General features: G+C 66.4%; 12 protein-coding genes and 1 pseudogene. 7 read left to right on the forward strand and 6 right to left on the reverse strand.

Annotated features, from left to right (window positions below):
* Positions 1–348: pseudogene (locus V6U81_RS27720) on the forward strand (tyrosine-type recombinase/integrase); the annotation flags it as partial.
* A 373-nt stretch (positions 349–721) separates the two neighbouring features.
* Here the strand turns inward: V6U81_RS27720 and mraY are convergent.
* From mraY to V6U81_RS27750, 6 genes are all read right to left on the reverse strand, one after another.
* Complete coding sequence (gene mraY / locus V6U81_RS27725) at positions 722–1,825, reverse strand: phospho-N-acetylmuramoyl-pentapeptide-transferase (RefSeq protein ID WP_334493857.1); 1,104 nt, start codon at positions 1,823–1,825, stop codon at positions 722–724.
* 28 nt (positions 1,826–1,853) lie between these two features.
* Positions 1,854–2,474 carry a DinB family protein gene (locus V6U81_RS27730; protein ID WP_334493836.1) on the reverse strand — a complete coding sequence of 207 codons (621 nt, stop codon included), beginning with the start codon at positions 2,472–2,474 and terminating at the stop codon, positions 1,854–1,856.
* A gap of 243 nt (positions 2,475–2,717) precedes the next feature.
* Positions 2,718–3,026 carry a hypothetical protein gene (locus V6U81_RS27735; RefSeq protein ID WP_334493839.1) on the reverse strand — a complete coding sequence of 103 codons (309 nt, stop codon included), beginning with the start codon at positions 3,024–3,026 and terminating at the stop codon, positions 2,718–2,720.
* Positions 3,023–3,202, reverse strand: coding sequence for a hypothetical protein (locus tag V6U81_RS27740; protein ID WP_334493841.1), 180 nt, complete (start codon positions 3,200–3,202; stop codon positions 3,023–3,025). Before V6U81_RS27740 ends, V6U81_RS27735 begins: the two co-directional genes overlap by 4 nt.
* Entirely contained in the window at positions 3,199–3,375 is a 177-nt protein-coding gene (locus V6U81_RS27745) for a hypothetical protein (RefSeq protein ID WP_334493843.1), read from the reverse strand. Before V6U81_RS27745 ends, V6U81_RS27740 begins: the two co-directional genes overlap by 4 nt.
* Before the next feature lie 439 nt (positions 3,376–3,814).
* Entirely contained in the window at positions 3,815–5,011 is a 1,197-nt protein-coding gene (locus V6U81_RS27750) for a helix-turn-helix domain-containing protein (RefSeq protein WP_334493845.1), read from the reverse strand.
* Between the two features lie 103 nt (positions 5,012–5,114).
* Here V6U81_RS27750 and V6U81_RS27755 point away from each other — a divergent pair, with 103 nt between their 5' ends.
* The 6 genes from V6U81_RS27755 to V6U81_RS27780 all read left to right on the forward strand — a co-directional run.
* Positions 5,115–5,450 (forward strand): hypothetical protein, encoded by a 336-nt coding sequence (locus tag V6U81_RS27755; RefSeq protein WP_334493847.1) that lies wholly within the window; start codon positions 5,115–5,117, stop codon positions 5,448–5,450.
* 692 nt (positions 5,451–6,142) lie between these two features.
* Positions 6,143–9,076: an NACHT domain-containing protein gene (locus V6U81_RS27760; RefSeq protein ID WP_334493849.1), complete on the forward strand. Its 2,934-nt coding sequence runs from the start codon at positions 6,143–6,145 to the stop codon at positions 9,074–9,076.
* Positions 9,077–9,747: 671 nt separating this feature from the next.
* Entirely contained in the window at positions 9,748–10,497 is a 750-nt protein-coding gene (locus V6U81_RS27765; protein ID WP_334493851.1) for a VOC family protein, read from the forward strand.
* A gap of 511 nt (positions 10,498–11,008) precedes the next feature.
* Positions 11,009–12,190 (forward strand): low temperature requirement protein A, encoded by a 1,182-nt coding sequence (locus tag V6U81_RS27770; protein WP_334493852.1) that lies wholly within the window; start codon positions 11,009–11,011, stop codon positions 12,188–12,190.
* Between the two features lie 120 nt (positions 12,191–12,310).
* Positions 12,311–12,574, forward strand: coding sequence for a DUF2283 domain-containing protein (locus V6U81_RS27775; RefSeq protein WP_334493853.1), 264 nt, complete (start codon positions 12,311–12,313; stop codon positions 12,572–12,574).
* Between the two features lie 607 nt (positions 12,575–13,181).
* A partial coding sequence (locus tag V6U81_RS27780; protein WP_334493855.1) for a replication initiator occupies positions 13,182–14,633 on the forward strand: 1,452 nt, incomplete at its 3' end.

The raw sequence follows: 14,633 nt of genomic DNA on the forward strand, positions 1-14,633 counted from the left end.
GCACCGTTGACCTACGCCACCTACGAGACGTTCGTCCGCCGCTACATCACCCCCGGCCTCGGGGCCAAGCGGCTCGACCGGCTCCAGTCGCGGGACGTGCAGACGTGGATCAACCAGGTCGCCCGGACCTGCCAGCGCTGCGCCCAGGGCAAGGACGCCGCCCGCCCGAAGCACAAGCGGCGCTGCTGCGCGGTCGGCCGCTGCTGCCAGGCCGTCCCATCGACGCGAACGGTCAGCGACATCCGAGCCGCCCTGCGGGCCGCCCTCACCCACGCCCAGGCCGAAGACCTCATCACCAAGACCCCGGCCATCGCGGTCACCCTCGCCACCGTCCGCCGCCGCCGGGGCGCTCTACTGTTGCTGTACTTGGCTGCTGTACCGCAGCAGAAAGGCCACCTCCCGAAGCCGGGAAGTGGCCTTTGACCTGCGTGGACGATACTGGGATCGAACCAGTGACCTCTTCGGTGTGAACGTCGATCTCGCCTGTCGCCAGTTCACAGCCGATACCACGTGATGTCGTGGCGTGCGCTCCAGCCGCCGGAGGTCGCCCCGTGATGGATGACGCCAGACCTCTTGCTGACTTCTTGCTGACACAGCGACCGAGGGGTCTGGCCGCGACCGGCTTAGGCAATGCTGCTGCCAGACGCTGGCACCCCGGTGGGGAACCAGGCTGCCCGGCGGATCACCGTCGGTGGCACGACACAGGCTTGTCGCGTGGCTCCTATCCAACGACCGCCAAGAAATCCGAGTAGAACAGGCCCAGGCCGACCGCCACGCAGACGCCGGCCACGATCCAGAACCGGACCACGATATTGACCTCGCTCCATCCGGCCAACTCGAAGTGGTGGTGCAACGGCACCATCCGGAAGACGCGTTTACCAGTGGTCCGGAACGAGACGATCTGGATCACCCAGGTCGTCGTGATGATGACGAAGAGCCCGCCGATCATGATCGAAAGCAGCGTGGTGCGGGTTGCCACCGCGAGCCCTCCGATCAGGGCGCCGAGGCCGAGCGAGCCGACGTCGCCCATGAAGATCCGCGCCGGGGACGTGTTCCACCACAGGAAGCCCACGCAGGCGCCGGCCGCCGCCGCCGCGATCATGGAAATCTCCAGGGGATCCCGGACCTGGTAGCAGTAGTCGTTCACGCGGCCGTACGCGTCGTCGGCGCACCAGTGCCGGTACTGCCAGAAGCCGATCAGCGCATACGCGCTGAGCACCAGGGTCGACGCGCCGGTGGCCAGGCCGTCGAGGCCGTCGGTGAGGTTCACGCCGTTCGACATCGCCGTGATCACGAAGATGATGACCATGACCGCGCCGACCTTGCCGACGTTCAGCCAGCTGATGTCGCGGATGAGCGAGATGTGCTCGCTGGCCACGGTCTGGCCGTCGGTGCTCGGCATGTAGAGCGCGGCGATGCCGAACCCGCCGCCGACGATCGCCTGGCCGAGCAGCTTGCCTTTGGCAGACAGGCCGTCGGAGTTGCGCCGGCGCACCTTGAGGAAGTCGTCGAAGAAGCCGACCGCGCCGCAGAAGACGAACAAACCGAGCAGGACGAGGGCCGTCATGGTGGGCCCCTCCTGCGCGATCTGCCGCTCGGGCAGCGTGGTCAGGGCGATGTGCCCGGCGACGTAGGCGAAGACGGTCGCCACGATGAAGACGACGCCGCCCATCGTGGGCGTGCCCTTCTTGCCCTGGTTGCTGGCGAGCCCGATGGATCGGATCGGCTGGCCGGCCTTGAGCGCGGTGAAGACGCGAATCGCCACCGGCGTGCCGATCAGGGAGATGATGAACGCGACCGCGGCCGCGACGATGACCGCCCTCACGGGCGAACCTCCACGAGATCCGGATTTCTCACGGCGTCCCCACCGCGCAATGCGTGTCGGATAGGTCGGCATGATGCGAGCCGCCGGCCGCTTCCTGCGCAGCCCGCTCGATCTTCGCCCAGTACGCCTCCCGGGCCGCCGTGTCGATCTGCTCCTCGTACTCAGCCCTCACCCCAGTCCGGCCATCGAGCTGCTCACGCAGGATGTCGGCGTGTCCGGCATGCCGGGTGGTCTCCTGAAGGACGTGGACCGTGATGTTGAACAGCTTGACGTCCGGCCGCGACCACCACGGCACGTGGCCAGGCGCGTCGATGGGAAGCTCTTCGATCGTCGCGTCCGCATGCCCCCAGGCACGCTGATAGAAGTCGATGATCTGCTCGCGGGTCTCGCCCGGGGTCACCCACAGGTCGCTGCCGTCCGCGTCCTGCCATCGCCCTAGCGGCTCCGGGAACGGGCGGCCGAAGACCTCACCGAAATACCAGGCCTCCAGGGTCGCCAAGTGCTTCACCAGGCCAAGGAGGTTGGTCCCCGTCGCTGTCAAAGGACGCCGGACGTCGTACTCGGACAGGCCATCGAGCTTCCAGACCAGCGCCTGACGTGTCCGCCTGAGCTGGCCGTGCAGATCGTCCTTAGCGAAATCATCGATCACGAGACACGATCTTGCCATTCCGACGGCAAGCGGAGCAGCCCTGGACCTCACAGCGCCGTGGTTCGTAACTCGCCGACACGAATCCGACGACGATCTTGCAGCGCCAGGCCCGAGGTTCAACTTGTGTCCGAAGCCGCGGAGGCTCTTCGGCGTTATTTCGATGGTGGGCGATACTGGGATCGAACCAGTGACCTCTTCGGTGTGAACTCTCGGCGAGCGGGTCTCGTCGGATCTGATTCGAGGTCAGCGAGCCTGCTCAGGTGCCTCTCGGCTCGGTTCGGCTGGCACGGTTGCTGTACTTCGCTGCTGTACTGCTGGCGTCGACGGGTCGGCCGCCCTGACCCAGCCGAGGAAGCGGCGGTACAGCACGCCGGCCGGCGTCCAGGGCATGTCCTCGGTGGCCTGGACGAGGTAGGCGCCAAGGTAGAGGGCCAGTGACACCGGAGCATCCGTGTACTCCGCGCGAAGCTCCCGCCTCCGGATCGGGCAGGGCCACGGAAGGCCGCAGCCGCCGCAGCTCCAGGTGGGCATGACCGGGCCGTGGGTGGTCATCGCACACCCTCCAGGAAGCGAACGGTGATCGTCCGGGCCTGCCGGCTGGTCGCCCATTCGACCTGCCAGCACGGGTACGGGGCAAGGCGTGACCACCACGCGCGGCAACCGGCGCAGAGGCCGTCGGACGCTCGGACGTGGGCGGCGAGGATCGCCTGCTCCTGGTCGTCTTTCACTGCGCCTCCTCTCCCGGCCAGTGGCCACGGTCGATCGGGATGCGATGCCGGGCATGGCAGGGCAGGTCGGCTCCACAGCGGCAGATCTGGCGCCACTTGCGCCAGGACCAGACCGGCCGGTGCCGCCGGGCAAGGGTCAAGGCGGTCGCGAGCAGGTATTCGTCGTACGGCACCGACCGCCTGCCTGGAGCCGCCGTGCGATGCCAAGCGGCCTCTGTTCGTCTCATCGGTGGCCCCTGGTCCCGTTGCCGGTGTGCTGGCTAAGCGTCGCCTTCGGCTGTCTGGGCTCGCGGTACCACTGCGTTCTCCGCAACCGCTCCGCCTGGTCAAGCAGCCGCCGCTGCGCCTCCGCCTGCTCGGCCGCCTGGTATCGCTGCCCGGTGCCTGGCGGTGGCGGCGGCTCCGGTCGCCGGAGCAACCACCGCAGCAGCTTGCACAGCTCGGACCAGACCGCCACGTGCTCCGCCTTTCCTTCCAGCGTTGGCAGGCGGCGGCGAAGACTCCTCAGCCCTATCGGGTGTCGAGCCGGAGAAAGACACCGCCGCCGTCAGTGACCAGCACGCTACGAGCGGTCACAGACGGCGGCGGGGAGAGTTTGTACCTGAGGGAGCGCTACCCCATCACCCCGATCGCGAGAGCCAGCTCCCGCGCGTCCTCCCCGACCGTGCCGGGCCGGTTCGACAACTCCAAGGCGGCAGTGCGGGCATACGGATGGTGCCGCACCGTGTCCACGCTCTCCCGCAACGCTCGTCCGAGCAGATGCACCGCCGCGACCTCGCCCCGTCGCAGCACATGCGCCCGAGCAGCCTCGATCAGTGCGGCAGCCCGACGCGTGCACGACGGAAGCGCACGGTAGTCCATGGTGTCGGCCCGCCGGACCGCCTCACCCGGTCGGCACAGGTCCGTCTCGATAGTGACCGCGTACGCCGCGCAGGCGGCCGGCCCGAACATCAGCCACGGGTGGGTGTACCCACTGCCGAGCCGGCTCGCGGCCTCGTCGGCGGCGTCCCACGCCCGCCATGCCTGCCCCGCCCGACCGGCCTTGCTGTGCCCCAGCGCCATGCCCAGTTGAACCTGCCCCCACCGGGCCAACTGCTCGCCGCCGGCGGCCGGGTCGACCAGACCGGCAGCGTCGATGAGCACCTGCTCGGCGGCGTCGATCTGGTTCGCTCCCCGGTAGACGTGGCCGTAGTACCAGGCGGCTACCGCGATCGCGGCAGGGTCGTCGGCGTCCTGAGCGGCAAGCATCGCTCGGTCAGCGGCCAGCCACACCAACTCTGGGTACGGCTGGTGGGCCAGGTACAGCTGCGCGAGGTGGTAGACGCGCGCCAGCTCGACGAGGGCCTCGCGGCGCGCCAGCCCGTCCAGCCGGCGAGCGCTGCGCTGCGCATCCATGAGCAGCCCTGGAAGCACCGCGGCGACCGCCGTCCGCTCAGCGGTTGATCGGTGCCACAGCCCCCACGCCTGGTCGACCAGGCCGCGCAGCAGGTCGACCGGCGTCGCGTCCCCGACCGACACGGCAGAGCGCTGCATCGCGGCGGCGACACTATCGACATCGGGGTGACCGGCACGGGTCACCGACGCCACTGGCAGGGACTGATCGCCGGTCAGGTCCGCCAGGTCGGAGATGTTCAAGACCTCAGCCAGGCGAAGCAACATGGGTAGGCGGGGTGGAAGAAGGCGCCCACTCTCCAGAGCCTTAACCCACTCAGCGCTCCGGCCGACCAACCCACCGAGGACCGGGCGGGTCTTCCCTGCGCGTTCGCGGTGAGCGCGTAGACGCGCACCGAAGGTCGTCGGGTCCGTCATCGTCGTCTCCCAGGTAGCGGTCTGGGCGGCGGGCCGCCGGCCGCTACTCCGGCGGGCCGCCACAGTCGACGGTACTCGCATCGCGCCCGCGTAGACTCCATCGATGCTGGATATCTCTCCGCGACTCCGACGGCGCATCAACGCCGACTTTCCACAACACGCCGACGTGGTGATCGACAGGCTGCACAGCCTCGATCAATTGGTTGCGGACTCTCGTCAGGATCCGGAGCGGATTTTCGCAGCAATTGTGCGCCTCGCCCACGGCCGACTCGACAAGCTCGATCGCGCGTCACGTCTGGCCCGAGAGGACTGGCGTGATCTCCTGGTCGGAGCTGACTTCGGTAACGAAGACTGGCGCGCCCGCCTCGCCGCCTGGCTCGACGTTCCGGCGCCGGCCGATGACAACGCCCGTCGCGGCCGCCGGACCCCTCGCTTGTAAGCTCTGTGCGTCGCGTCCGCACGCGTCCGGCAACGGCTGCACGCTCGGAGCTACGTCCGTGCCAAGGCTCGTCAGCGTGCCGCCGTCCGGCGGCGTTGCTGTCAGCGTTGCTGTCGAGAGCCATTCCGTCGGTGAACCAGGCCGACCCCCGCTGGTGGCTGCGGTCCCATCTTCGCCGGCGTCCGCACCAGCGATACTTCCGCCGCTGCGCCGCTTCCACCATCATGTCAGGATGGCGACGATAGAGGCGTGGTTCCTCGACGGGCCGGTCGACGGGAGATTGATGCCGATAGAAGTCGAGACGGATGGTTGCCACCGGAGGTGGTCAAGCTGAACCAGACAGGCTTGTACTTTGGGGCAGACCGAATCCCCTCGCCCGATCTGGAGCATGCCTACATCCATGCGGACACGTGCGGTCTACCAGTACCAGCCATCCGCATGCAACGCCTCACACGAATGAGGCCTCTGTCCCTCCATCCTTGGGTCAGAGCACTCCCCGTAGTACGCGCCGTGGCCTTACGAGGCCTTCGACTCCACTGTCAGCTATGCGACCAGCGAGGGGTTCCAATGCCCACGACCCGGCAGCATGGCAACCCTCTGGACTCAAGGCTCTAGGCGAGTTCCGGGAGGTTTCGCTTGTTCGGAGGCCCGCTCACCCTGCCCCAGTAGCGTCGTTACCTAGGTGGTGGAAAGTGTCAGAACCGGTACTTCAAGGCTACCGCGCAGTGATACCGCTTCTCACGCGGCTGCTGAAGCCTTCACTCGACCGTCGACGGCTGGAAGCTAATGCCGCCCAGGGCCTCATGATTCCCGGTGCCAGGCCAGCGATCGATGCGGTTGATAATCTTAGCGACGATCAGGTAAGTGGTCTCCGCGACTATATTATGAGTCCGGATTTGGACTACGTGGCTCATCAAGTCTATGCGGCGAGAACTCTCGAACAACGCGGCAAGGATTCGCAGGAGCTATTAGCCGCCTGCCGTGAGCAAATACGTCTTGGCTTAAAGAGTCGTTTTGACTTAAGTGACGAAGCGCTGTTTGAGCTCGTGGAACTGGTCTTCTCGAACGTCCTGCATGCTACTCAAGTAGCTTGGGACCAAGCGGGAGGCTTGGTTCTTAACTCGACCGTCGACTTCGCAATCGCGGGTCGAATTACGGCTGCGGCCGTCAGAAACACTAGTCTCCTAGAGAAAGTCGAACGCTTAAGTCATTTTCACGCCTTCGAAACCGAGTTGCGGAGCCAGATTGCAAGCCTGCACGCGGAGATGCGCCTCCCACATGCAGGCATAAGCCGGGCGGTTCCCTACCGGCAGCTTTATGTTCAGCCCCACCTTCACCCAATCGACGACGATGATCACCTGAAGAAAGAACGGTCGGCACCAAGCCCTAAAAGGAGTGTCGACCTTGCGGACGCCCTAACTCCTGGCCGTCGCCTAGTTATCTTGGGCGCACCTGGGGCCGGAAAGTCCACGCTCGTCAGTAAGCTGGCTCATGACTTAGCAACTGACTCCAATCATCATTTCCCTCACCTGACGCCGCTTCTGCTCATTCTGAGAGACATCGTCGACGGCCTAACACGCGGCGGCAACAGCATCGTTGACTATATCACCGATAGATGCAGGGACCCTTACAACGTTGATCCACCGGAAGAGGCGATTGAATACCTGCTCTTGAACGGCCGCGCCGTAGCTGTGTTTGACGGCCTAGACGAACTTGTGGATACATCCCTCCGCACCAAGGCCGTCAGGCTCATCGAAGGATTCATTTCGCGCTACCCTCTTACACCAATCGTAATTACGTCGCGCCGCGTAGGTTACGATGCAGCTCCACTTAACGACAAGATAGCCGAAGTTGCGATTCTTGCGGATTTTGACGACGAGCAGGTCGACCAGTATGCATCAAACTGGTTCCGACTAGATAACTCCGTTCCTGTCCGTGAAAGAATCGCGCTGAAAGACTCGTTCATTCGGGATAGCGGCATGGTGCGGGACCTTCGAGTCAACCCACTCATGCTGTCTCTGCTGTGCAGCATGTACTCCACTGAGCGTTACATTCCGAGAAATCGTCCGGATGTCTTCGAAAAGTGCGCGACCATGCTGTTTGAACGCTGGGATAGGATGCGCGGGATTGATGGAGCAATGCCTTTCGGAGCTCACATCAGGAGCGCCGTTCAGCACTTGGCGTGGGAGCTATTCACTAAACAAAAATTTGGTGGAGCCATGCCAAGGAGGGAACTTATCGAGAAGCTTGCTGAGGAGTTTTTTGGAAAGCGTCATCAGGATTTGGATCTCGCGAGAGATGAGGCAGAACGGTTTCTCGACTTCTGCACCGGTCGCGCATGGGTCCTCACAGATGTTGGCGCGACAGAGACGGAACCTCGATACGGGTTCGTGCACAGGACCTTCCTTGAGTTCTTCACCGCCGAGCACCTTGTTCGGACTCGTGATAGCTCACCGGGGCGGGTACTACAAGCACTGGGGCGCCGGCTTGAGCGCGAGGAATGGGAGATTGTCGCCCAACTGGCACTCCAGATTCTTGACAGAAACGTCTCGGGAGGTGCTGACAAGTTCTTGGCAGCCCTTGCCGCACGTGCGGCCCGTGCTCCTGAATCCCACGCGGCGAGCCTCCTGTCTTTTGTTATCAGGAGCGAGCCCTTCGCAACGCTTTCGGTGGCTACTGCACGTAAGCTGCTCAAGACCATGATAGATCATGAGTTGCGGATAGACGACTCATTGCGGTATTGGGACGCCTTCCAACCTTGGCCGGGCCGGTTTCCAAAGGAAGCGGATGGGTTCTCTGGGACCTTTGAATTCATAGATAGGACGTCCCCAGAAAACGGGCCGGTGGTAGCAAGGGCACTAGCTACGGAACTGTCAGAGCAGTTGCCAAATTTGCCGAGTGAGCATGTGCCAGGGATTGCGTACCTCTACTACGCCGGACAGATGTCCTCCAATGACGACGTGCGAGTGGCAATGCGCGAAATAGAATTGAGTGCGGAGCCCCGTATACGTCATCATGCAGAGTCCTCTCCGGGGCTGTCCTACTACCAAGTTCTTGCCGCCGAAGGCCCCGCCATTGTGCAGCAACTGGAGTTGAGCCTGACGAAACTCGGCGGACAGATACTCTTCCAGAATCCAAGAGCAAGTGCCGACCAATCCGCATACACATCGATCGCTGAGCTGCTGCTGACGAACACAGACTCTCGCCTCATTTCGGTCGACGACGTACTTCCCGCGGTCGACCAGTTCCTCGCCAAAATCGATACCCGGCCTTGGTACACCGATCCCACGCACCGACGTCGATCGCTTTCTTCAGTCGAGGCTAGGATACACCCGAAGGCAGAAGGATTGGCGCCTCTCCAGCGAGGGCTTAAATTGGCAATGTATGCGCCCTATATCGAAATCGGTCTCGCGCGCGGAGTGCCCTTTGAAGAGATTCCTGACTGGAGGCGCCTCGCCCTTGCTCGCACCGAATCGAGGCCAGAAGTGATCGAGGAGGTCCTTGCCGAAAACGCCGCTTCTACATTCGGGGTAGCATCTTTCCTCAAGGCGTGGGCAGCGGGAGAAGTGAGCACGGTCTTCCTGCATCACGATGAAACCGCGAGAATAGTTCCCGACCAGACGTGAAGTCCTCGGCTATCCCGTGTGCCGTCGACCCGCCCTTTCGGGGAGCGGGCTGCCGCCCGGCCCGCCACGTCAAGCGGACCTTGACGGCTCGTACGGACGCTGGCGGGTCGGGCGGTGGTCTGCTCGGCTCGCCCGGGTCGACGGCAGGCGGGATGGCCTACCGAAACTACCCGCGGACCGTGACCCGCCCGCGGAGTCCCGGCCATCCTGGAGCCGGAGCGCCCCCGCCGGAGGCGCCCTAGCCGCAACCTCGCGACCGCCGCCAGCTCGTCGACGCGGCCGGCGTGCGCTCCCCTACGCCGCGGGGGCTCGTGGCCGCGCGGCCCGGCCGGCTGCCGGCCCACCCCCTCATCGGTCAACGGTCTGTGGTTCGGCTGCGGCCCGCTCGGGCTCCCCGCTTCCGCGCCAGCCGTCGGGCGTTGGCGTGTCGGCCGCGTGCGACAGCTAAGCGGCCGGCGCGCGCCCTGGCGGCGGCTCGTGCGGCCCGCTTGTCGGGCCGCCTTGATAGACGTACAGAAAGTCCTCCCACAGAAGCCGGCAGGCGGCTGTCGGACTCCGCATGACGCGTTACGGCGTGGCTTCACTTGATGCGTGACAGCCTGCTCTGGCTGGTTGGCTACCCGCCGTGAACGCGGGGCGGGCGGAGAGGGCTGGCCTATCCGCTTCTGCCGATGAGCGTGCACCTGATCTTGCGCTTTCCGGTCTGGGTCGGTGATGCAGACGTCCGTGTCAGTGAGTGTGAGAGCCACGGTGTGGGCATCCGTTGCGCGGCCGATGTTAGGTTCGCCAGCATGACCGTGCAGATCACCGCCGGGCAGTTCCACGGGGCCGACGGTGTCGGGGACTGGCGTTCCCTCTACCACGTGGTCTCGGCCTACTTCCGGACCGGCTCGCTGGCCAAGGGCATCGCGCTCGTCGATGAGATCGGCCGGCTCGTCGGCGGAGCCGAGCAGCAGTACCTCAACGTCGACCTTCGCCACGCCGGCGTCACGGTGTCCCTGTCGTTGCGCGACGTCGCGCTGGCTCGGCGGATCTCGGCCGCCGCCAAGGAACTGGACATCCCGGCCGACCCGACCGCCGTGCAGCTCATCAACGTCACTCTCGACGCGCTCGTCGGCGCGGACGTGCTGCCGTTTTGGCGGGCGCTGCTGGGTTATCGCCAGATCGGTGACGATTACCTGGCTGACCCGGCGCGCCGCGGCCCGGGCTTCGGGTTGCAGCCAATGGACACGGCGCGCCCACAGCGTAACCGCATGCACCTCGATGTCGCCGTCCCGCACGATCAGGCCGAGGCTCGCATCGCCGCCGCCTTGGCTGCCGGCGGCCGCCTCGTCTCCGCCGCGCACGCGCCGATGTGGTGGGTTCTGGCCGACGCTGAGGGCAACGAGGCGTGTGTCGCCACCTGGGTCGGCCGCGAATAGGGGCTCTGCTCGCACCCCAACGATGATCGTGCTTACATGTCCTCCGCCGGTGCCCGGTCGCTGGGCATCCGGATTTGCCGCTGACCGCGCGCCTCTGACGGACCGTCGAATCCGCCTAGCGATCGGCCGAGTAGTAACTCTGTGTAGCAACGGCGGCCCATCAGGCGGGAACTCGTCACGCGTCAAGTGAAGCCACGCCGTAACGCATCAAGTGGAGCCCGACAAAGCCGGCAGGCGGCTGTCCGGTCTCAGGACCTGCGTGACATATCGGTATTCAGGACCTGGGTGACACTCCGCCCTCTGTAGCAGCGGCCCGACGCTTGGCCAAGGTTGACGAGCTAATCCGATCCAGTGGCGACGGATGGAAGGAACTCATCGGCCTCGACCGTCGCCCGTCCGTGTAACGCGGGTCGCTCGATCCAGTCCACGGCAACACGTCCGCGGTCACCGCCGCTGCCGCATGTCAGAATGCTCCCAAACCTGGAGCAGAGCTGGCAGAACGGGCGAGCCGATGACGACGAGCAGGGCGGCCGGGCTGGTGCGGAAAGCCGGGGATCCACAGCGGGCTACGTTCCTGGAACTCTTCTTCGACCTGGTGTTTGTCCTCGCGCTCGCTCAGCTCTCGCGCGGCCTGGCCGAGGATCTCGGGTGGAGCGGTGCCTTCCGGACGCTGGTGCTGTTGGGGGCCATGTGGTGGGTCTGGTCCAGCACCGCGTGGCTAACCGACCGGACGGACCCGCAACGACCGGTATTCCAGGCGCTGGTCATCGCGACCATGGTCGGCAGCCTGGTGATGGCGGCCGCGGTGCCCGAGGCATTCGGCGACACGGGCCTGATCTTCGCGGGCGCCTACGTCGCCATCCAGCTCGGCCGCGGGCTCGTCCTCGTGGCCGTTCTGCGTGGCCACGAGCTGCAGCGCCACGGCGTGCGCGGGCTGTTCTGGTACGGCCTGTCGGCGCTGCCGTGGATCGCGGGGGCGCTCATGCACGGTACGGCGCGTGGCGCGTTGTGGGCACTCGCTGTGGTCCTTGACCACACGGCAGGCAGAATCGGCTTTCCCACCCCGGGGGCGGGCCGAACGCCCAGCCAAGACCTTGTGATCTCGGGCGAGCACCTGTCCGAGCGCTACCGGCAGTTCTTCATCATCGCGCTCGGCGAGCTGATCCTGGTTACCGGACTGGCGCTGAGCAGCAGCGGCTTCGCGCCGGACGGGGTCGCCGCGTTCGCAGTGTCGATCGCGACCACCGTGCTGCTGTGGCGGATCTACATATACCGCGCTGGGCAAGTCCTGGCGGAAGCGATTGCCGTCTCTGCCGACCCGGTCCGCCTCGCCCGATCGGCGTCATACGCCCACCTGGCCATGGTGGCCGGCGTGGTCGCTGCAGCCGTCGGCGCCGAACTCGTCATCGCCCATCCACTCGGGCACACCCCACCGGCCTGGATCGCCGTCATCCTCGGCGGACCCGCGCTGTACCTGGCCGGGCGCGCCCGCTTCGAGCACGCGGTATTCGGCCGCGTGTCCCGGTCCCGACCGATCGGCGTCCTTGCGCTGGCCGCCCTGACACCGGCGATGCTCCCCCTGCCGCCAGTCGTCGTCGCCGCCGCTGCTGCCCTCGTCCTGACCGGGATCGCCATATCCGACGCAGCCCGCGCCCGCAGACGCCCGCCCGAGCCGCCGTCACCACCCGGCTAGCCGGAAGCGTCACCCATGTCTTGAGACCGATATGTCACGCAGGTCCTGAGACCCGACAAAGCCGGCAGGCGGCGGGCCGCCTGAGACACGCCACGCCAGCCGTGTGCCAGCCTGACGGCCATGTACACGGAGACACGGGTCGCGTTGGTCTGCACTTATGACAGCGACGCTGATGCGGCCTACATCTACCTCGATCACCCGATCCCGACGGCTGGGGTGCAGCGGATGGTGCCCGTCGACGCTGATGAAGGCATGTACAACCTCGACCTCAACCCCGAAGGCCACGTCGTCGGCCTAGAAATCCTCGATGCTGGCAAACGGCTACCGCCCATGCTCCTGCGGGCAATTTTGAACCAGGCCCAGGAGCAGGCAGAGAGCGAATGAGCTTGGCCCAGCCCGAGGATGTCGCCCACATCTCGCAGTCGTCCGGCGCCGGCTGGATGGGGTTCAAGAGTGCCCCTAGCCGACGCGTCCCCACAGGCTGCGGGATCACGGCCGGTTGACCTGTCGGTACCCGGTGCTACTCTGACGCTCATCGAGCACCCCAGCGCGGCCCTCCTGCCGGATCACTGGACTCGACTTCCGAGATGCTGAGCGGCCTTCCTGCCGCTGATGTGGGCCAAATCCGGCCGGCTCTCAATCGGATCGGCCGCTGCGCCGGTCTCTCGAATCCGCTGAGCGGCCCAACACGGCCTTCCCTGCCGTCCTCGATGGCCCGGATTCGCACACCTCTCACGGGTAGGGCAGCCTGCGGCAACCCGCCGGATGCCGACATCCAGGCTCCCACCCGTGCCGGCCTAGTCACCAGCTCGACGAGCGCGAAAGGACACGACTCATCGGCGGGAAGTGGGACCACCACGACTCCGCCCTCCGGCGTCAGCCGCCCTCTCGGCGGTGCCAGGAGACACGACGAACACCACCAGCGGACCAACGTCCACGGCTGGTGGTGCTTCGTCTCCCGTCCCTGCCGCCCCCTGATGAGGAGACAGTTGTGTCCACCCCGCTCACCCTGTACCGGCCCGGCCTCGCTGGCGGCCGTGACGCCCAAGCCCTACACCGCGCCGCCACGCCGCAGTTCTCCGGCTGGCTGGAGCACACCCGCCCCGCCGGCGGCTGCCGCCGCCCGATCCGCCTCTCCGGCACCATCGCCGCTGTCGACCGTGACACCGGCCGAGTCCTGAGGGAGCAGCACACTGACGAGCTGCCCGACCGGGCGCTCTACAAGGCGTGCGGCAACCGCCGCGAATCGCACTGCCCGGACTGCGCCTGGGTCTACCAGGGCGACGCCTACCAGGTCGTCCGGTGCGGGCTGACCGGCGGCAAGGGCGTCCCTGCATCGGTCGGCCGGCACCCGGTCGTCTTCGCCACCTTCACCGCCCCGTCGTTCGGCGCGGTCCACCACCGGCACATCCCCCGCCACACCTGCCGCGGCGGGCAGCGCTGCGACTGCCGCCCCGCCCCCTGCCGCGCCCGCAGCACCGCCGGCACGTGCCCGCACGGGCAGCCCGCGGCGTGCTTCGCCCGCCACGACGCCGACGATCCGCGGCTTGGGCAGCCGTTGTGCCTGGACTGCTACGACCATAATCAGCAGGTCGTCTGGAACTACTTCTCGGGCGAGCTGTGGCGGCGCACCAAGCAGGCCATCGAACGCCACCTCGCCGCCCTCTGCCGTAGGCGCGGCATCCCGCTTCTTCGGGTCGTCACCGCCTCGGGCAAGGTCCGCCGGGTGCCGCCCGTGCGGGTGTCCCACGGCAAGGTCGCAGAGATGCAACGCCGAGCGGCCGTGCACTTCCACGTCCTGCTGCGCCTCGACGGCGTCGACCCCGACGACCTGGACGCGCTCGTGCCCCCGCCAGCCGACATCACCGCCGACGACCTGGAGGCAGCCGTCCACGCCGTCGCTCGGCAGATCACCGTCACCACACCCCCGCACCCCGACCAGCCGCAGGGTTGGCGGGTCGCCTGGGGCGAGCAGGTCGACGTTCGACGCATCAACAATGCTGGCGGCGAGCTGACCGACGGCAAGGTCGCCGCCTACCTCGCCAAGTACGCCACCAAAGCGACCGAAGCCACCGGTCACTGCTCCACCCGACTCACCGCCGCCACCATCGACGACTACGCCGACCCCGAAGGCAACCACCTCGCCCGCCTCATCGACGCCTGCTGGCACCTCGGACGCCCCACCCCCACCAACGGCGCCGCAACCGCCGACGACCGTCAAGACAGCCTTGACACCAAACCGATCGCCTACGCCGGGCTGCGCCGCTGGGCGCACATGCTCGGCTTCGGCGGCCACTTCCTCACCAAAGCCCGCCGCTACTCCGTCACCTTCGGCCTGCTCCGCGGCACCCGCGCCACCTACCGGCGCGAAGAAGGCGACGAACCCGCCGACACCGTCACCGTCGGCACCCTCACCTACATCGGGTCCGGCTGGCTCACCGAA

The organism is Micromonospora lacuserhaii (genome assembly GCF_036902735.1).
In the GTDB taxonomy this organism is placed as follows: domain Bacteria; phylum Actinomycetota; class Actinomycetes; order Mycobacteriales; family Micromonosporaceae; genus Micromonospora.

Coding starts and splice junctions, on each gene's coding strand:
- V6U81_RS27735 (WP_334493839.1), bottom strand. CDS start 3,026: ATGACCACCCACGGCCCGGTCATGCCCACCTGGAGCTGCGGCGGCTGC.
- V6U81_RS27750 (WP_334493845.1), bottom strand. CDS start 5,011: ATGACGGACCCGACGACCTTCGGTGCGCGTCTACGCGCTCACCGCGAA.
- V6U81_RS27755 (WP_334493847.1), top strand. CDS start 5,115: ATGCTGGATATCTCTCCGCGACTCCGACGGCGCATCAACGCCGACTTT.
- V6U81_RS27765 (WP_334493851.1), top strand. CDS start 9,748: ATGAGCGTGCACCTGATCTTGCGCTTTCCGGTCTGGGTCGGTGATGCA.
- V6U81_RS27770 (WP_334493852.1), top strand. CDS start 11,009: ATGACGACGAGCAGGGCGGCCGGGCTGGTGCGGAAAGCCGGGGATCCA.
- V6U81_RS27775 (WP_334493853.1), top strand. CDS start 12,311: ATGTACACGGAGACACGGGTCGCGTTGGTCTGCACTTATGACAGCGAC.